This window comes from Roseixanthobacter finlandensis (assembly GCF_043195105.2).
Classification (GTDB): Bacteria; Pseudomonadota; Alphaproteobacteria; order Rhizobiales; family Xanthobacteraceae; genus NCEH01.
The window spans coordinates 4,653,103-4,671,538 of the sequence record NZ_CM195536.1 but is presented as its reverse complement, the minus strand read 5'-3'; the positions used below and the strand labels follow the sequence as shown (position 1 = coordinate 4,671,538).

The window sequence follows — 18,436 nt, the reverse complement described above, 5'->3', positions numbered from 1 at the left end:
AAAGCGTCACGCTAAAGCATATGGGGCGAAAACAGAATGTGACGACCCGCGCCCTGACAGCGCGGGTCGATCAGGTGGCGATGCGTTTCAGGCGCGCGGCCAGGGGGTCTCGGCGACCGGCGTCACGGGGCCCTTGCCGTCGAGCCAGGACAGCAGATTATCCACCACCAATTGCCCCATGGCGGTGCGGGTGAAATGGGTGGCGGAGCCGACGTGCGGCAGCAGCACCACATTCTCCAGCGCGAACAGCGCTTCCGGCACATGGGGTTCGTCGACGAACACGTCGAGGCCGGCAGCCAGGATGGTCTTGCTGGCCAGCGCCTCCACCAGGGCCGGCTCGTCCACCACAGTGCCGCGCGCCACATTGATCAGGATGCCGTTCGGCCCGAGCGCCGCCAGCACCTCGGCATTGATGAGGCCGCGCGTGGCGGGGCCGCCGGGCAGGATCAGGATCATGGTGTCCACATCCCGCGCCATGGCGATCAGCTCGGGATAATGCGTGTAGCCGACGTCCGGCTGGGCGCGGCGGGTGTGATAGACCACCGGCACGCCAAAGGCGTCGAGCCGCTTGGCGATCGCCTTGCCGATGCGGCCCATGCCGACGATGCCGACCGTGCGGTCGCGCAAGGTGGCGCCGAGCGGGAACGCGCCGTTTTTCCAGGCGCCGGTGCGAGTGAAGCGGTCGGCCTGGGGAATTTCGCGCACCGTGGCCAGCAACAGGCCGAGGGCGAGGTCGGCGACCTCCTCGTTCAGAACGTCGGGCGTATTGCTCACCACGATGCCGCGCGCGGCGGCGGCGGCGGCATCCACCGTATCGTAGCCGACGCCGAAATTGGCGATGATTTCCAGCTTCGGCAGGCGCGCCATGAGCGCGTCATCCACCTTGCGCTTGCCGCGGGTGGCGATGCCGCGGATCTCCGCGCCGTGCGCCGCGATGGCGCCCTCGAAATCATCCAGGCCCAGCAGGACGGCGTGCTCGGCCAGCTGTCGTTCCACCACATTATCCATGATGGGGCCGGTCAGCAGCAGCTTGGGGCGTGAATCTTCCGTCATTGAGAGTGCTCGGCGTTCGGGTGGCGGGCTGCGCCTCGACCGGGGCGCGGCGAAGGATCGGAAGCTTCTGGATAAGCCGCCTTATGCTTTGGTTCAATCGTTTTAAAAAGCACTTGATCGAAAATGAGCGCCGCACCATGATCGCCGCGCACCCGGCCGAAGCTGGGGCACGGCTGCCGCACGGCGGCCCAATTGAAGCGCCAGTCTCCGCACAGCGGAGCCACGAAGAGCGCGCATCGGGTGGATGTTCAAGGAGCGGAACGGGATGGCGACCGTCGATATTCGCGGTGTGAAGAAGGCCTATGGATCGACGGCGGTCATCCATGGGGTCGATGTGGATATTCGCGACGGGGAATTCGTCGTTCTCGTGGGACCGTCCGGCTGCGGGAAGTCCACGCTGCTGCGCATGATCGCGGGGCTGGAGAACATCACCGGCGGCGAAATCCTGATCGGCAATCGCGTGGTGAACGACGTTCCGCCGAAGGAGCGCGACATCGCCATGGTGTTCCAGAATTACGCGCTCTATCCCCACATGACGGTGGGTGCGAACATGGGCTTTTCGCTGAAGCTGCGGAGCGCGCCCAAGGCGGAAATTGAAACCCGCGTCGCCCGCGCCGCCGAGATTCTCGGCCTCTCCCAGCTGCTGGACCGGTTCCCGCGCCAATTGTCCGGCGGCCAGCGCCAGCGCGTCGCCATGGGCCGCGCCATCGTGCGCGATCCGCAGGTGTTCCTGTTCGACGAGCCGCTGTCCAATCTCGATGCCAAATTGCGCGTGCAGATGCGCACCGAGATCAAGGAATTGCACCAGCGCCTGAAGACCACCACGGTCTATGTCACCCACGACCAGATCGAGGCCATGACCATGGCCGACAAGATCGTGGTGATGCATGACGGCGTGGTGGAGCAGATCGGCGCGCCGCTCGACCTTTACGACAAGCCCGCCAACCAGTTCGTCGCCGGCTTCATCGGCTCGCCTGCGATGAATTTCATCAAGGGCACGGTCCAGGTGAACGGCACCGCCCGCTTCGTGAGCGACAGCGGCGTGGCTCTGCCCCTGGAGCGGGTGCCCGGCTCGGCCAGCGGGCGCCGCGCGGTCTATGGCCTGCGGCCCGAGCATGTGCGCATCGATCCTCAGGGTGTGCCGGTGCGGGTGGTGGTGGTGGAGCCCACCGGCTCGGAATTGCTGGTGGTGGCCCGCCTCGGCAGCGATAAGGCGAGCGAGCAGGAAGTGACCCTGCTGTTCCGCGAGCGGATGATGTTCGCGCCAGGCGAAATCATCCATGTCGCGCCGATGCCCGGCCTCCAGCACCTGTTCGACGAAGCCACCGGCGCACGCCTGGAGGCGTGAGCGCGACGGCCCGAAAGGCGCGCGCCGGAGCCGGCGACGTGCCAGACTGAATTCTGCCGAAAGACCGAAGGGCTAAAGCCCAAAGGGCCAAGAACCAAAGGGCCAAGAACCAAAGGGCGAGACCGAGAGGGTCAAGACCCAGGCGACCGGCAGGACGTGACAACGCCAAATAAGTCACCATGGAGGAACGCCATGACCATTTCCAGACGTAACGTTTTGCTCGGCGGCGCCGGGCTTGCCGGCGCGGCGGCCCTGCCGGGCCTCGGCGCGGTGCCCGCCTTCGCGCAGGGCGCCGCGATGCCCCAGTTCAAGCCCGAGCCGGGCGCGTCCTTGCGCGTGCTGCGCTGGTCGCCGTTCGTGAAGGGCGAGGAAGAAGCCTGGCTCGCCAATACCAAGAAGTTCACCGAGGCGACCGGCATCGAAGTGCGCATCGACAAGGAGAGCTGGGAGGACATCCGGCCCAAGGCGGCGGTGGCGGCGAACGTGGGCTCCGGCCCCGACATCGTCTGGGTCTGGTTCGACGATGCCCAGCAATATCCCGACAAGCTGCTCGACGTGACCCCGCTCGCCAACGCCCTCGGCGCGAAATTCGGTGGCTGGTATCCGGGCAACGAGGCCTATGCGAAGGCGGACGGAAAGTTCATCGCCCTGCCGCTCGCCACCATCGGCAATGCGGTGTGCTATCGCGAAAGCTGGGTGAAGGACGCCGGATTTTCACAGTTTCCCAATGAGACCAAGGGCTTCCTTGAACTCGCCAAGGCCTTGAAGGCGAAGAACCACCCGATGGGCTTCACGCTCGGCCACGGCGTGGGCGACGGCAATAATTTCTGCCATTGGGTGCTGTGGAGCCACGGCGGCAAGATGGTGGACGAGCAGTCCAAGGTTGTGATCAACAGCCCCGAAACCGTCGCCGCGCTGAAATATGTCGCCGAGCTCTACAAGACCTTCATTCCCGGCACCGAGAGCTGGCTCGACGTCAACAACAACCGCGCGTTCATAGCGGGCGAGATTTCGGTGACCGCCAACGGCGTGTCGCTCTATTACGCGGCGAAGAACGATCCCAAGCTCGCCGACATGGCGAAGGACATCAAGACCACCAACATGCCGGTCGGTCCCGGCGGCGTGGCGGAGCTGACGCAGACCACCTCGGCCTGCATCTTCAAATATTCCAAGTTCCCTCAGGCGGCCCAGGCCTACATGGCCTTCATGTTCGACGCGCCGCAGATGAACGCCTGGATCCAGGGCGCCAGCGCCTATTGCTGCCAGACGCTCAAGGCGTTCGCGAGCAATCCGGTGTGGACCTCCGATCCCAACCACGCGCCCTATGCGAAGGCCTCCGAACTGCTGCGTCCGAATGGCTATGCCGGCCCGCTCGGCCCGCACTCGGCCGCCGCCATGGCGGACTGGATCGTGGTCGACATGGTGGCGGAAGCCGCCACCGGCCAGCGCACCCCGGAAGAAGCCGCCAAGCGCGCGGAAACCCGCGCCAACCGCATCTATCGCAGATGATCTCCTGCGGGCGATCTCCGAGCAGGTGATCTCTCGCGTGTGATCTGCGCTTCAACATGTCCTGCCGGCGCTGAGCCGCCGGCAGGACCGGTTCGGCCGGCCGGGCGCAGCGGCGCCGTCGGCGAGCGATGGCTTTCCCCGTGGGCGAGGGCTGCCCTGCGGGGCGGCGGGTTCCGGGGCCGACCTCAGGTGCATCAGCGGGTTCAGGGAGAGCGAGTTCATGTCTGAGGCAACGGCGCGCGCAGCGCCCGGTTTCAATCTGCGGACCTGGTGGGCAGGCATCGGGCAGGGCCGGCACGTGCTCGGCCTGATCTTCCTGCTGCCGGCGGCGGTGTTTCTGATCTTCTTCCTGACCTACCCGCTGGGCCTTGGCGTGTGGCTTGGCTTCACCGATACCCGCATCGGCCGGGACGGCGTGTTCATCGGCCTGGAGAATTATGAATCGCTCTGGGGCGACAGCATCTTCTGGCTCTCGGTCTTCAATACGCTGATCTACACCGTCGGCGCCTCGATCCTGAAGTTCGCGCTCGGCCTGTGGCTCGCGCTGCTTTTGAACGAGAACCTGCCGTTCAAGAGCTTCTTCCGCGCCATCGTGCTGCTGCCCTGGGTGGTGCCGACCGTGCTTTCGGCGATCGCCTTCTGGTGGATCTTCGATGCGCAATTCTCGGTCATCTCCTGGGCGCTGATGAAGATGGGGCTGATATCCACCAACATCAATTTCCTCGGCGATTCCACCAATGCCCGCATGTCGGTGATCGCCGCCAATGTCTGGCGCGGCATTCCCTTCGTCGCCATCTCGCTGCTGGCCGGGCTCCAGACCATCCCCGCCTCCCTGCACGAGGCGGCGACCCTGGACGGGGCGAGCGGCTGGCAGCGCTTCCGCTACATCACGCTGCCCATGCTCTCGCCGATCATCGCCGTGGTGATGACGTTTTCGGTGCTGTTCACCTTCACCGACTTCCAGCTGATCTATGTGCTCACGCGCGGCGGGCCGCTGAACGCCACCCACCTCATGGCGACGCTGTCCTTCCAGCGGGCGATTCCCGGCGGGCAATTGGGCGAGGGCGCGGCGATCGCGGTGGCGATGATCCCGTTCCTGCTGTCGGCCATCCTGTTCAGCTTCTTCGGATTGCAGCGCCGCAAATGGCAGCAGGGCGGGGGGGATTGATGATCGTCTCCCATCAAGCGCGGCGCACCCCCTCTCCCGCCTGCGGGGGAGGGTCGGGGAGGGGGTCGGCCACGGGCCGGCTCATCGACGGCGTCCCGTGCGAATTCCCCCTCCCAACCCTCCCCCGCCAGCGGGAGAGGGCTTTGCGGACCCCTCACGTTTCAAGGGCAGCCCAATGACCGACCAGGGCGTCACCGACAATTCCACTGGCATGAGCTATCTCGACAGCCTGCCGAAGCGCCTCATCACCGTGTTTCTGCCGCTGCTGGTGTTCGTGTTCGTGCTGCTGTTCCCGTTCTATTGGATGGCGCTGACCGCCATCAAGCCGAACTGGCAGCTCACCGACTACACCAACTACTCCCCGCTCTGGGTGTGGGAGCCGACGCTCGAGCACATCAAATACCTGCTGTTCGAGACCTCCTATCCGGGCTGGCTCTGGAACACGATCCTGGTGTCGGTGTGTGCGACGGCGATCTCGCTGGTGGCCTCGGTGTTCGCCGCCTATGCCATCGAGCGCATGCGCTTCCATGGCTCGCGCTGGGTCGGGCTCGGCATCTTCATGGCCTATCTGGTGCCGCCGTCGATCCTGTTCATCCCGCTGGCGCTGATGGTGTTCCATCTCGGCATCTATGACAGCAAGCTGGCGCTGATCCTCACCTATCCGACCTTCCTGATCCCGTTCTCCACCTGGCTGCTGATGGGCTATTTCCGCTCCATCCCGTACGAGCTGGAGGAATGTGCGCTGATGGACGGCGCCTCGCGCTGGCAGATCCTGACCAAGGTGCTGCTGCCGCTCTCGGTGCCGGGGCTGATTTCCGCCGGAATATTCTCCTTCACCTTGTCGTGGAACGAATTCATCTATGCGCTCACCTTCATCCAATCGTCCGAGAACAAGACGGTGCCGGTGGGCGTGCTGACGGAGCTTGTGCGTTCGGATGTCTATGAATGGGGGGCGCTGATGGCCGGCGCGCTCATCGGCTCGCTGCCGGTGGTGATCCTCTATTCGTTCTTCGTGGACTATTACGTCTCGTCCATGACCGGCGCGGTGAAGGAATAAGACCATGCGGATCGGTTTTGTCGGGCTGGGCGCCATGGGCTTGCCCATGGCCCAGCATCTGGTGGCGGCCGGGCATGAGGTGGCCGGCTTCGATCTGAACGCGGCTTCGCTTTCCACCTTTGCCGGCGCGGGTGGCTGCGCGGCCAGTTCTCCGGCCGATGCGGCGCAGGGTGCCGACCTGCTGGTGCTCATGGTGGTGAATGCCGACCAGGCCGAGCAGGTGCTGTTCGAGGCCGGCGCGGCGGATGCGCTGGCGGCCGACGGGGCGGTGATCCTGTGTTCCACCTGTTCTCCGCCGCGCGTGGAAGCCATGGCGGCGCGCCTTGCCCTCTCCCAGCGCGGGCTGGTGGATGCGCCGGTTTCCGGCGGCGTGGTCGGTGCACAGAATGCGGGCCTGACCGTCATGGCCAGCGCGCCCGACCCGCTCTATGCCCGCACCGAAGGCGTGTTGCGCACCATGGGCAGCCGGCTGTTCCGGGTCGGCGATACGCCGGGGCAGGGGGCGATGGTGAAGACCATCAACCAGCTTCTGTGCGGCGTGCATATCGCCACCGCCGCCGAGGCGCTCTCGCTCGCCGAACGGGCGGGGCTCGATTTGCCGCAATTGCTGGAAATCTTCGGCGAGAGCGCGGCGGCGAGCTGGATGCTCAACAATCGCGGCCCCCGCATGGCGGCCGACGACGGCAAGGTGACCAGCGCCGTGGATATTTTCGTGAAGGATCTCGGCATCGTGCTGGAGGCCGGGCGGGGCGCGAAGGCGCCCACCCCGCTGGCCGCGCTCGCCCAGCAATTGTTCCTCGCCGCCTCCGCCCAGGGCCTCGGTCGGGCCGACGACAGCCAGGTGATCGAAGCCTACCGCGCCATGACGTCACGCCGCGGCTGAGCGGGGCCCCCTGTCGCTACGTCAGGGGGCGCACCGTCAAGCGCCCGCACCGTTACGCGGCGTCGCCGTCCGGCAGGCTTGCCCTCGGCGCCGTTGCATGCGAGGCATGCTGCAACGCACAGACCGGACGGGGGCGGCCATGCTGGAACGGGGCATCGAGGGCATACTCTTCCGCAGCCGCTGGCTGATGGCGCCCTTCTACATCGGCCTCGTGATCGCGCTGCTGGTGCTGCTGTTCAAGTTCGGCCATGAGCTGCTGCATTTCATCATGCACGCCATGGAGGCCACCGAATCCGACACCATTCTCGGCATCCTGACCCTGGTGGATCTCACCTTCACCGGCAATCTGGTGCTGATCGTGATCTTCTCGGGCTATGAGAATTTCGTCTCGAAGATTGATCCCAACGGCCATCCGGACTGGCCGGAATGGATGACGCGGGTGGATTTCAGCGGGCTCAAGCAGAAGCTGCTGGCCTCGATCGTCGCGATTTCCGCCATCGCGCTGCTCAAGGCGTTCATGAACCTCGACAAGAACGCCGATACCACCTGGCTGATGTGGCTGGTCATCATCCACGCGGTGTTCGTGCTTTCCAGCCTGGTGCTCGCCTTGTCCGACAGGCTCAGCAACCACACCGAGGACGCGCACTGAGGAGACACCCACGGAGGAGAGTGCTGGCCCCCCCCCGGGGGCCGCTCCGGTCGCCCGCGCGGCGGCGGGTTACTTCCGGCGACCCGAGGCCGCCGGTGGGTCAGAGGATCTCGAACTCAGCTGATCTCGAACAGGGTCGAGAAGCCGGAGATGTCGAACACTTCGCGGATCTGCGGCTGAAGCGACTTGAGCGACAGCTTGCGCTTCGCGGTGCGCATGGCCTTGCCCGCCACCAGAAGGGCGCGCAGGCCCGAGGACGAGACATAGACCACCCCCGCGAGGTCCACCACGATGCCGCCGCCGGTGGTGTTCACCACCTCCAACAGGCTTGCTTCGAACGGCTTGGCGTTCGGCGTGTCGAGACGGCCGGCCACCTTCAGCAGAACGTCTTCGCCGGCTTGTTCGCGCTCAATCTGCATGAGCCTCTTCCAGGTTCACCTTGTTACGTGCAACTGCCGGCTTATCGTCATTCGCATCCGGGCGCAACGCCACCGCGAGCCGCCGCACCAGCCAGACCGCGCGTTCAAACATACTGGTGGCGAGCAGCAGCTTGCGGGCCTCTTCCCCGGAATTGAGCGCGGAGCCGGCGAGCGCCCGGCGGATGCGATCCAGCAGGTCGCTGCGGTCGGAGGTCAGGGCGATCAGGATGTCGAAATCCTCGTTCGTGCCGCTGCGGGCATCCACGAGCGACAGCACGATGGTGCGCAGCGCTTCCGACAGGTTGAAGGCGAGCGGCGGCACTTCCTTGAACTCTTCCACGACCAACGAGAAATCGTGCAGCGTGTCCTGGAGGAATTTGACGAGATCGAGCTGTTCCTGAAGGTGCAGCGCGAGGTCCAGGTCCTCCCGGCCCACGCGCCGCTCGATCACCCGCACCACGAACTGGCTGGTCGCCGTGACGATGAGGCTCGAACCGTGCCAGAGCACCGTGCGCTGCTTGGCGGCGCCGGCAGAACTCTGGTCGAGATCGGGCAGCAGGTCCGGCAGCAGGCTCACCAGCCGGTCGGTCTCCCGGCTCGCGAGATCGAGCGCGGTGGACGGATCGCCCATGGCCGCGTCGTGGATGAAGTGCGGCCGGGACACCTGATCCTCCACCGAGGCCGGGCTGAGCGCCACGGAGATTTTCTCCGTCAGCCCGCGCAGCCCGGTGATGACCAGGCCGCCGCTCAGCTGAAGCGCGAGGAACAGCAGGGAGATCGACAAGGTGGGCTCGCCGCCGCCGAGATCGGAGAGGAGCGCCGCGCTGTTCCAGCCGGCGAGATTTGCGCCTTGCCAGACGGCGAACACGATCACGCAGCCGACCGCCTTCACCAATATGTGGACGAAGCACAATTGCTTGCCGATGCCCGCGAGGCCGCCGGCCGACACCAGGGTGGCGATGCCCGAGCCGAAATTGGCGCCGAGGATCAGGTAGAAGGAATCCTCCAGCCCCAGAAGCCGGGCCTTGGTCGCCGCCACCGCGAGGATGGTGGCGGTGGAAGCGGACTGGGTGATCACCGCCGCGACGAAGCCGATGGCCAGGCCGAGCAGCGGGGTCATACCGCTCGACAGCGCGTCGGCCGCCTGGGTGATGTCGATGCCCTTCGGCGCCGACTTGATGAAATCCAATCCCAGGAACAGCAGCGCGAGGCCGAGCGTCACGCCCATCCAGTCGCGCCAGTTCGGGCGCCGGTCCAGGCGCAACTGGTAGGTCATGCCCACCAGCGCGATCAGCATCAGCACCGCCAGGCGCATGTCGATGGAGGCGATGAACACCAAGGCGGAGGTGCCCACATTCGCGCCCGCCACCACCGGGATAGCGTCGCGCGTGGTGAACACGCCGCCGCGCACCAGATTGCCGGCGATCAGCGTGACCGCATTGCTGGATTGCGCCGCCGCGCCCGCGAAGGCGCCGCAGAAGAAGCCGGAGAAGGAGGAGCGCGTCGCCGCCTTCAGCATGGTGCGCACGCGCCGGCCCATGGCCTGCTGCAAATGAACGCTCATCAGCTTGAGGCCGATGAACAAGAGGCCCAGCCCAGCCAGAAGCCCGGCCAGGATCAGCATGAGGGGACCAAACGAATTTCAGGCATGGATCAGGTTGTCTTCGGCTTTGTCACCAGGATGAGATGGTTCTCGTTCCCGAGGCGCTGGTAGGTGAGGCTTTCCAGGAAGTGCCGCATCAATTGCACACCGTGGCCGCCGATCTTGGCGTCCTCGACGCTCTCTGGCACCTCGGGTTCGGCCACATTGGTGGGGTCGAAGGGAATGCCATTGTCGACGATCCGCACGCCGATGCGATCGCCGTCCAGCTCCAGCAGGTCCAGGCGGATCATGGGCGCGGCGTCCACGCCCTCGAAGGCATAGGAAACCACGTTTGCCAGTGCTTCCTCGACGCTGAGCTCGAGGCCGAACTTCAGCGCCATCGGCCAGTCCTCGGCCTCCGCGAGGGTCCCGAGCCACTCCGTGGCGTCGGCGATCGCATCGACGGTTGCGTCGATGGTGAGCGATGCGCGAATCGGCGCCTGGGGGGTGAGGGACGTGCTCATGGTTCGCCGGCAGGCGGCTCCCGGAAAGGGGGGGCGGGTGGCGCCAGCTGAGCGGGCCAGAACATCACGCAAGTCTCGGCTGCGGCGGGGCGAACAGGATGCCGGGGGCGCCCGACGGGAGGCGCGAACGGGCAAACCCACGCCACCCCTTCGCGAATAATTCGTCCTGAAGGGGCAGGTTCAGCGGGTCCACCGTCATGGCGTGCGCCGGGTCGTAGGTGGCGCCGTCGCGGACCATCATGTAGCGCAGATAGCCACCGTAGCGCTGCACGATGCCATGGATCGGAAAGCCTTCCGCCAGAAGGCTTGCCCAGCTCGGCGTATTGACCGGCGCAGCGGTGGAGAACAGCGCCATGTCCGGCGGCGCGATTGCGACGCGGGCGCTGATGGTGAGGCGCTGGAGCCCACGGCCCCGGAACGCCGGCGCCACGGATGCGCCGGCGAGCCGGCCCACCGGCGCCCCTGGCACCAGGCCCAGTTCGCGCCGCGGGTCGTCCGCCGGGGAATGATCGTGCTGGAGGATGCCATAGGCGATCAGCCGCCCGTCGTAGGCGCCGATCACCCGGCCACGCCCATCGAGGATGCTGGCGAAATAGGACCGCGATTCCGGCTTGACGATATCGGGCCGCACCACCGGGCCTACCGCGAGGCGATGCAGCGTCTCCAATTCGTCGAGATCCCCCGGGCCCAGCTCGCGCCAGGTCAGGCTGTCGTCCAGCGGCACCATTGCCGATGCACCGGCCATCATGTGAGGACTTCCGCATAGTTCAGCATGACAATGGGCGGGAACACGCCAAGCTTCTTCGCCACATTCATATTGATGATCAAGGCGAAGCGCTTCAACGTTTCGATCGGAATATCCTTGGGCGCCTTCTTTTGCACCAGGATTTCGACCGCTTTCGACGCCGCCAGCTGTCCCACCGAATAATAGCGGCTGACCAAGCCGACCAGCCCCTCGCCCTCGCGCAGGAAGAATTCCGTGGAGCCGAAGGTGGGCAGGCCCACGTCGATCGCCACCGGGGCGATGCGGTTGAAGATGGTGGCGAGGAAGGTGTCGGGCGGCAGATAGAGCCAGTCCACGCCCTGGGCGCGCATGTTGCGCACGAAATCCTCCACGCCGTCGCCGGTGGGGCGGGTGCCTTTCATGGTCAGCGGCTGGGTCACCAGGGTCGCGCCCACGCTGTCGCAGAACGCCTTCATCTCGCGCACGATGACGAGCGAATTGCTCTCGTTCGGCGAATAGATCACGCCCACCTTGGAGAACGACTTGTAGGTCTGCATCGCGCGCATCTGCACGTCGGTTGGTACCACGTGGACGGCGCCGGTCACGTTGCGGCCGGAGGAGGCGACCGAGGGCGCGATCTTCACCTGCACCGGCGCGGCGACCAGGGCGAACACCACCGGAATGTCGCGCACGAACGGCGCGGCGGCGGGCGCGTCATAGGGGCCGGCGACCGCCAAAGTGTTGGGCGTGCCGTAGGTATAGATCAGGTCCGGCTTGAAAGTGGGCAGCACCTCCGCGAGGATCGGCTTGACCCTGGTGGCGTCGCGCTCCACGTCGCGGGTGAGGAATTGCGCCTTCACCCCGGCGGCCTCGAAGAAATAGCGGAAGCCGCGTTCCACGTCGGTATCGCCGCGAAAGGTCAGCATCAGGATGCGGAACGGGCGGTCCTGCGCGAAGGCCGGCGCGGGCGTGCCCATGACGCCGAGTGCGCCGGCACCCAGGCCCAGGGAGAGAACGGAGCGCCGGTCCATCACAGAGGGGTTCCTTCCGGTGAGACCTCGGGCCGGCTGGCGGCCTCGGTCGGGGTGGCGGATGCGTTGCGACCAGATAGCGCGAAGGCGAGGGCTCCCGCCACCACCATTATGCCGATCGAGGCGGTGGCCGCGGCAAAACCGATGGCGGCCAGCAGCAGGCCCGCCGCCGCCGGTCCCGTCGCATTGCCCGAGCGCTCGATCAGGCGGAACAGGCCGAGCACGCCGGCGGAGCTTCCACCGGACACGTGGCGGGCGCTGTCCGCCACCAAGGCGGATTGCGGCGCGATGGACATGGATTGTCCAATGCCCAGCAGCGCCAGCACCAGCGCGATCAGCGCCGGCGAGGTGCCGAGCGTCAGCAGCAGCGCGCCGCCGCCAGCCACCAGCCCGCCGGCGATCACGAAGCCGGAGCGCGCGTTCATCCGCTCCGCTAGCGCGGCGAACACCGGCACCGCCACCACCATCAGGATGGGATAGATCATCTGAAGCCGGCCGATCGCGGCGGCACTATAGCCCTCGCGCTGCAATTCCACCGGGACCAGATAGAAGCACACCGCCACCAGCAGGAATTTCGCCGGTAGCGCGCAGCCGAACAGCAGGGCCGCGAGGCGCGGCGCCTTGAGGGCGGCGGCCAGGTCCGACACGCTGACCCCGGCGCCGCCGCGGCGCGGCTCGGATCGCGGCAGGGAGAAGAAGGCGACCACCAGGGCGACCACCGCAAGGCCGGCCGAGACCAGGAAGGCGGTCTGCCCGCCCAGCCGGTCGGCGATGACGCCGCCGATGGGTGGACCGCACAGGCCCGCCACCATGATCGCTTTCACGAACACCGCGAGGCCCGCGGTGCGCTCGCTCGGCCGGGAATGGTCGATCACGTGCCCCTGCGCGGATACGAACACCAGGGCATAGCCGATGGCCGACAGGAAGCGGGTGCCGAGGAACAGCCAATAATCTTCCGTGAGGCCGGAGGCGCAATAGCCGACCGCGGCAATCAGCGCGCCCAGCATGAAGGAGGAGCGCCGCCCCATGCGTTCGGAGGCCACGGCGAACGGCAATTGGCATAGCGCGACGCCGGCCATGAACACGACGATGGGCAGGCTCATGGCGAAGTCGAGGCTGAACGGCAGCTTCGTCGGTACCAGCCCCTGCACCAGGCGCGGCAGGAACGGCCGGGTGAGCTCCTCCGCCACCATGAACAGGAACAGCGCCGGCCGCACGATGGTTGCGGCGTGATTTTCGCCCGGATGCAGGGAGCCGAGGCCGGTGCGGGTCTCCACTTCGGCGAGGGCGGCGAGGGCGCGCGGGTCGCCTTGCTCCTCGGCGGTGGCGCGCACCTGCCGGTGGGCCGCGTTCACCTGCTCCACGCGGGCATCGATGGGGGCGATGAGCGGCAGTGTGGCGACGTCCACGCCGGCGTGCTGGGACAGGCGCCCACCGGCGAGGGCCCGGATGCGCGCTTCCAGGGCGGCGAGCGCCTCGACGCCGCTGGTGCCGACCACCAGCGCCACCAGTTCGAGCGCCACCAGTAGCGACACGATGCCGATGAAGGCCACATCCACCAGCACCGCGCTGACCTGGGCGGAAATGACGCTGGTGTCGATGGCGATGGCGATGGTGGCGAGCGGCGCCCCACTGCGCGCGGTGACGGCGGAATAGACCTTGGGGGTGTCGGCCGGCAGGTTCGGCGCGCCCGATTCGGTGAGCACCGCACCGAAGGTGGTCATCATGCGGATCTGCGCCAGCTCCGCATTGGCCGCCCGCAGGCTGTCGAAATAGTCGCGCACGCCCACCAACTGGTCGAGCGGGATGCCCGCTTGCACGGCGTTTTCCACCAGTGCCGCGGCGGAGCGCCCGACCGAGTCCGCCTTGGCGGAAATCGCCGGCACGATGGTCCGCTCGGCGGCCCGTCCGGCGGCCCAGCCGATCACCGCCAGGGCGGCGCAGAGAATCACCGCGATGGCGAGCGAGATGCCTGCACGCAAGCCGATCATGAGCGGGCGGGCTCCGTGGTTGAGCCGGTCGCGCCGGCTTCGGTTGCGGTGCGGCCGGTTTCGGTCATCCCGGCCTGGATGACGCTCGCATGCGCGGCCTGGGCGGCGGCCAGCGCGGTGCGGGCGGCGGGAGGCCATTTTTCCGGCTCGGCGGCGCGGCGCGCCGCGCGCTTCAGGTCCGCCGCGAGCAGGATGCCGATGGCGATGGTGGCCAGCGCGGCGCCGATCAGGGTGGGAATGGCGATGGTGCGAAGATCGTCCGCCAGCGCCCGCGCCCCGGCCTCCATGGACGCGGGATCATAGCGCACCACGACCCGCCCGATGGCCGCCGCCAGATCGTTCTCGATGCGCCGACCGACCGCGTGCGGTAGCGCGCCGGCCGGGGCGCCGACGCGCGTGGACAGGCTGCTGAACAGCACCGTCCCGCGCTCATCCAGGATGTCGATGGACTCCACCGCCGGATCGAGCCGGGCTTCGCGCGCCACCAGCTCGGACAGGGTGGTTTGAGCCGGCAAAGCGATGCCGAGGCTGGCGGCGAACTGCGCGGTGGCGGCGATGCGCTCCGCGGTGATGCTGAATCGCGCCTCGATGGCGTTCCTATGCGCATTTTGCAGGGTGACGTAGGAGAAATACGCGCCGAACGCGACGCAGGCCGCGGCGATCATCGCGAACAATGCGATAAGGCCCAGGGTGGTTCGGATCATTTGTACAATCCCGCGAAGCGCTTGCACTCTGTCAGGGCAGGCGGGTGAAGGGAAGAGGCTTCGCCGCAAAGCTTTTTCAGCGCCGATGCAGTTTAGGTCTGGTTTGAAGCGGCCGGGGCGGCTAACGTCCGCCGTCTCCAGCGTATAAGCATTTTTTCATGCCATTCGTGAGCCGCCTTGTATTGGTTGTGATTTTCTCGGTGCTGCTGACCATCGCGGCGGTGGCCGCCGGAGCTTTCCTTGCCGGCGAACGGGTGAATGCGGAAATCGAGGAAGCCCGTGTTTCGCGCCTGCTCGGTGCGTTGCGCAGCACGACCGAGGCAAATCTTTCCATCGGACTCGCGCTGGACCAGATTTCGCCGCTCCAGTCTCGGATTGAGCGCGAGAAGGCGAGTGATTCGTCCGTGCTCGCCATCGACATCTTCAATGCCGCCGGCAAATCAGTCTACAGCACCGACCGCGGGTCGGTGGGGGAGAGCGTGACCGAGATCTGGGCGGAGAAGCTTAAGGACGACGGCATCTGGCAGACCGACACGCGCGGCGAGACGGTGTTCGGAACCCGCTTCGAGAACGACCTCGGCCTCGCCGGCGGCATCGCCGTGATCGTCTCGGACAAATCCCGCCAGGCGCGCGGCGACGCGCTGCATTTCGATTTGCTGAAACGCTCCGCCAGCCTCGCCTCCGGGGCGGTGGTGCTGGCCGTGCTTTCCACCCTCGCCTTCGTCTATGCCGTCACCCGCAGCTTCGACCGCGCCGCGCGGGTGCTGCGCGGCGAAGCCGGCGTGGACGCCTCCGGCCAGGGGCTGGAGCTGCTGGCGGCCCAGGCCAAGGAAACCTGGACCAAGAGCGAGCAGCGGATCGAGCGGGGATTGGCGCAATTGGGGGCGCTCGACGATGCCCATTAAATCGCCACGCCTATCCAAGGTGCGCGACCGCTTCATTGTGGGCCTGTTCGTGTTCCTGCTCACCCTCGCCCTCGGCGGCGGCGCCGGGGTGATGATGTTCAACGGCTTCACCCAGAAGGTGGAAGAGACCGCGCGGCGCGATGCCAATGTGATCGGCCTGTCCGTCGCCCGCGCCCTCGCGCTGCAATTCGAAAAGGCGGCCCGCTTCGGCATCCCGCTGAAACTGCTTCCGGGCGTCGAGGCCTATCTTTCGGCCACCATGGCACAGACGCCGGGCATCTCGCGCATCGTCCTGCGCGGCCCCGACGGGCGCGAGGCGCGCTTCGCCATCGGTCCCAGCCCCGGCGGCGAAACGGTTTCCGTGCCGATCCAGGTGGATAGCATCCAGGTCGGGCAGGTGGACGTGACCACCGCCCCCGCCACCCTCTCCACCGCCCTGTCTGCGTCGTATCTGCCGCTCGCGCTCGCGGTGGTTGCGTGCAGCATCGTCGCCGGCCTGTGCGGCGCCTTTTTCGCCGGCTCGGCCTTAGCCACGAGCCGCATTCGGCTCGCCGATGCGCTCGCCCGCAACGCCGAGGGCGAGCTCGACAGCGGGCCCGGCGCGGCGCGCCTGGGGCAGGGCGCGATCGCCCGCGCCTATCGGGCTACCAGCGCCGGCGTCCACCGGGTGGCGGACAAATGGCTTGCGTTGCAGGCCTATGCCGAGGAGTTGCTGGCGGTGGATTTTGAAGGCGCGCTGCGGGCCGATGTAGAGCGCATCCGCCGCGAGGCGATGCCGCGCAAGCCGACGCCGTCGGCCAAGGTGGGGCGCGGCTCCTGATGCTTCTGCGCACCCGAATCACGCTGATCGTCGCTCTGGGCTTCCTGACCCTGATCGCCACCTTCTGGGGCGCGAGCATCGTGCGCGACCGGCTGGAGGAAGCCCGCACCTCGGACATCGCCATTTCCGGCCAATCCGCCCTGTGGCGCGAGATTGTCACGGTGCAGGTGGCCGAACTCGACCAGCGGCTCGGACGCATCGTCGATTCCAGCCCGGTGCGGCTTGCATTGGCGCTGAACGATCGCTCGGGCATCCTGGCGGCCCTGTCGGATCTCGGCGTCGGTACCGATTCGGCGCTCAGTTTCGAAGTGGTGGCCGCCGACCGCGAAATCCTGTTTTCCGCCGGCCTCGCCGCCGGGCGCAACATCCTCGACGCCGGCAGCCTCGACCGCGCCCAGGCCGGCGAACGCATCGGCGGCCTGCGGTCCACCGCCGCCGACCAGGTGATGGTGGTGGCGACGCGCGTCATCACCCTCCAGAACGCAGGGCGGGCGGTGGTCGTGCTCGGGCGCGACGTCTCCTCCGCGGTGCAGCGCTTCTCCGCCAGCACCCAATCGGCCGCGACACTGCTGACCCTGCGCGACCGGATCGCCGCCACCACAGATGCCGCGCTGTGGGCGCGGGCGGCACCCGTGGTCGCGCCGCGCCAGGCGCTGTACGAGCGGATCGAGCTCGCGCCCTTGACCTATTCCGTGGTCAACGTGCCCGTGGAAGACATCAATGGCGGTGTGATCGGCGGCCTCGTCTCGCTGAAGGACACCACCGCCGCCTGGGCAGCTGCGAGCATGCTGCGCAGCTGGGCGATAGGGCTTGGAATTCTCCTTCTGTTGATCGGCGTGATCGGGGTGAACGGCTTCCTGTGGTATTCCTTCCGGCCGCTGGAGGATGCCATCGACGTGCTTCAGGCGCTATCGCGGGGCGATACCTCGGTGACGCTGGAGCGCACCGGCAAGGACGAGATCGGCCGCATCGCCGAGGCAGTGGTCGGCCTGCGCGGAAACGTGCAGGCGCTCGCCGAAAGCCGGCGCCAGCGCGACCGGGTCCGCCGCCGCCAGGAAACCGTCATCTCGCGCGAGTTGAAGGCCCTCGCCGACGCGCTGGACGCCAGCGACCGCGAGGAGGTGTTGGCGCTGCTCCAATCCGGCGAGCAGCAGGAGAATGACGACGAGCTGCGCCGTGTGGCGCGCGTGCTGCACGATCTCTCCCGCCGCATCGTGGAGCAATACACCCGCCTCTCCGCCATGGTGGTGGAATTGCGCGAAGCCCTGATCACCAAGACCAAGCTCGCCGGCCTCCAGCAGGAGCTGGAGATCGCCCGCCAGGTCCAGCTCGCGATCCTGCCAAAGGAATTCTCGCCCGATCCGCGCGTGACCGTGGACGGCAGCATGACCCCGGCGCGCGAGGTGGGCGGCGACTTCTACGATTATTTCCTGATCGACAAATCCACCCTCGGCTTCGTGGTGGCGGACGTCTCCGGCAAGGGCGTGCCGGCGGCGCTGTTCATGGCCATTTCCCGCACCCTGCTGCGCTCCACCGCCCTGTTCGAGCGCTCGCCGGCCGGCTGCGTGCGCCGCCTCAACGATCTGCTGGCGGTGGAAAACGAGCAGATGCTGTTCGTGACCCTGTTCTACGGCGTGCTGGACCTGGAAACCGGCCGGCTGAGCTTCGTGAACGCCGGGCACAATTTGCCCTACCGCATCAGCCGCGACGGGGCGCTGTCCACCTTGCCGAGCACGGCCGGCATGGCGGTCGCGGTGCTGGAGGGCTTCGTCTATGTTCAGCACGAGATGCAGCTCGCGCCGGGCGACACCCTGTTCCTGTTCACCGACGGCGTCACGGAAGCGTTCGACGTCGACGACGAGCCCTATGGCGAGGGCCGGTTGGAAAGCCTGCTGTCCCAGGGGGTCAATACCGGCCACGTGCCGGAGGTGGCCGAGCGCGTGCTCGCCTCGATCCATGCGTTCGAGCGCGGCGCCCCGCAGGCCGACGACATCACCTGCCTGACGCTGCGCTATTTCGGCGGCAGCGGATCACACGCGGTGTACTGACCGGACGTTCGCGCCCGGAAG

17 protein-coding genes are annotated in these 18,436 nt (G+C 67.1%); 9 read left to right on the top strand and 8 right to left on the bottom strand.

Features of this window, described 5'->3' with window-relative positions:
* Positions 1-87: 87 nt before the first annotated feature.
* Positions 88-1,053 carry a 2-hydroxyacid dehydrogenase gene (locus V5G24_RS21820; RefSeq protein ID WP_394083310.1) on the bottom strand — a complete coding sequence of 322 codons (966 nt, stop codon included), beginning with the start codon at positions 1,051-1,053 and terminating at the stop codon, positions 88-90.
* A gap of 265 nt (positions 1,054-1,318) precedes the next feature.
* Between V5G24_RS21820 and V5G24_RS21815 the strand changes: the two genes are divergently transcribed.
* The 6 genes from V5G24_RS21815 (at position 1,319) to V5G24_RS21790 (ending at position 7,667) form a co-directional block, all read left to right on the top strand.
* Positions 1,319-2,401 carry an ABC transporter ATP-binding protein gene (locus tag V5G24_RS21815; RefSeq protein ID WP_394083312.1) on the top strand — a complete coding sequence of 361 codons (1,083 nt, stop codon included), beginning with the start codon at positions 1,319-1,321 and terminating at the stop codon, positions 2,399-2,401.
* A 192-nt stretch (positions 2,402-2,593) separates the two neighbouring features.
* Complete coding sequence (locus V5G24_RS21810) at positions 2,594-3,910, top strand: ABC transporter substrate-binding protein (protein WP_394083314.1); 1,317 nt, start codon at positions 2,594-2,596, stop codon at positions 3,908-3,910.
* A 220-nt stretch (positions 3,911-4,130) separates the two neighbouring features.
* Positions 4,131-5,078 (top strand): carbohydrate ABC transporter permease, encoded by a 948-nt coding sequence (locus tag V5G24_RS21805; RefSeq protein WP_394083316.1) that lies wholly within the window; start codon positions 4,131-4,133, stop codon positions 5,076-5,078.
* 175 nt (positions 5,079-5,253) lie between these two features.
* On the top strand, positions 5,254-6,135 hold the full coding sequence (locus V5G24_RS21800) for a carbohydrate ABC transporter permease (protein ID WP_394083318.1): 882 nt from the start codon (positions 5,254-5,256) through the stop codon (positions 6,133-6,135).
* A 4-nt stretch (positions 6,136-6,139) separates the two neighbouring features.
* Positions 6,140-7,018, top strand: a complete 879-nt coding sequence (locus V5G24_RS21795; RefSeq protein WP_394083320.1) for an NAD(P)-dependent oxidoreductase — start codon at positions 6,140-6,142, stop codon at positions 7,016-7,018.
* Between the two features lie 106 nt (positions 7,019-7,124).
* On the top strand, positions 7,125-7,667 hold the full coding sequence (locus tag V5G24_RS21790; protein ID WP_394083322.1) for a TIGR00645 family protein: 543 nt from the start codon (positions 7,125-7,127) through the stop codon (positions 7,665-7,667).
* Between the two features lie 116 nt (positions 7,668-7,783).
* Here the strand turns inward: V5G24_RS21790 and V5G24_RS21785 are convergent, their stop codons facing one another.
* The 7 genes from V5G24_RS21785 to V5G24_RS21755 form a co-directional block, all read right to left on the bottom strand.
* The gene (locus V5G24_RS21785; protein WP_394069937.1) at positions 7,784-8,086 is read right to left on the bottom strand and encodes an STAS domain-containing protein; all 303 of its coding nucleotides are present in this window, start codon (positions 8,084-8,086) and stop codon (positions 7,784-7,786) included.
* Positions 8,076-9,710: a Na/Pi symporter gene (locus V5G24_RS21780; RefSeq protein WP_394083324.1), complete on the bottom strand. Its 1,635-nt coding sequence runs from the start codon at positions 9,708-9,710 to the stop codon at positions 8,076-8,078. Before V5G24_RS21780 ends, V5G24_RS21785 begins: the two co-directional genes overlap by 11 nt.
* Before the next feature lie 29 nt (positions 9,711-9,739).
* Positions 9,740-10,192, bottom strand: a complete 453-nt coding sequence (locus V5G24_RS21775; RefSeq protein WP_394083326.1) for an ATP-binding protein — start codon at positions 10,190-10,192, stop codon at positions 9,740-9,742.
* A gap of 64 nt (positions 10,193-10,256) precedes the next feature.
* Positions 10,257-10,940: a GNAT family N-acetyltransferase gene (locus V5G24_RS21770; protein WP_394083328.1), complete on the bottom strand. Its 684-nt coding sequence runs from the start codon at positions 10,938-10,940 to the stop codon at positions 10,257-10,259.
* Complete coding sequence (locus tag V5G24_RS21765; protein WP_394083330.1) at positions 10,937-11,947, bottom strand: ABC transporter substrate-binding protein; 1,011 nt, start codon at positions 11,945-11,947, stop codon at positions 10,937-10,939. The genes V5G24_RS21770 and V5G24_RS21765 overlap by 4 nt, the downstream gene beginning before the upstream one ends.
* A complete protein-coding gene (locus tag V5G24_RS21760) occupies positions 11,947-13,938 on the bottom strand; it encodes an MFS transporter (RefSeq protein WP_394083332.1) in 1,992 nt (663 codons plus the stop codon). Before V5G24_RS21760 ends, V5G24_RS21765 begins: the two co-directional genes overlap by 1 nt.
* On the bottom strand, positions 13,935-14,642 hold the full coding sequence (locus tag V5G24_RS21755) for a hypothetical protein (protein WP_394083334.1): 708 nt from the start codon (positions 14,640-14,642) through the stop codon (positions 13,935-13,937). Before V5G24_RS21755 ends, V5G24_RS21760 begins: the two co-directional genes overlap by 4 nt.
* Positions 14,643-14,800: 158 nt before the next feature.
* Here V5G24_RS21755 and V5G24_RS21750 point away from each other — a divergent pair, with 158 nt between their 5' ends.
* From V5G24_RS21750 to V5G24_RS21740, 3 genes are read left to right on the top strand one after another with little or no spacing between them, the layout of a single operon-like run.
* Positions 14,801-15,547: a hypothetical protein gene (locus V5G24_RS21750; RefSeq protein WP_394083336.1), complete on the top strand. Its 747-nt coding sequence runs from the start codon at positions 14,801-14,803 to the stop codon at positions 15,545-15,547.
* Positions 15,537-16,367, top strand: coding sequence for a hypothetical protein (locus V5G24_RS21745; protein WP_394083338.1), 831 nt, complete (start codon positions 15,537-15,539; stop codon positions 16,365-16,367). Before V5G24_RS21750 ends, V5G24_RS21745 begins: the two co-directional genes overlap by 11 nt.
* Positions 16,367-18,415: a SpoIIE family protein phosphatase gene (locus V5G24_RS21740; protein ID WP_394083340.1), complete on the top strand. Its 2,049-nt coding sequence runs from the start codon at positions 16,367-16,369 to the stop codon at positions 18,413-18,415. Before V5G24_RS21745 ends, V5G24_RS21740 begins: the two co-directional genes overlap by 1 nt.
* Positions 18,416-18,436 lie beyond the last annotated feature (21 nt).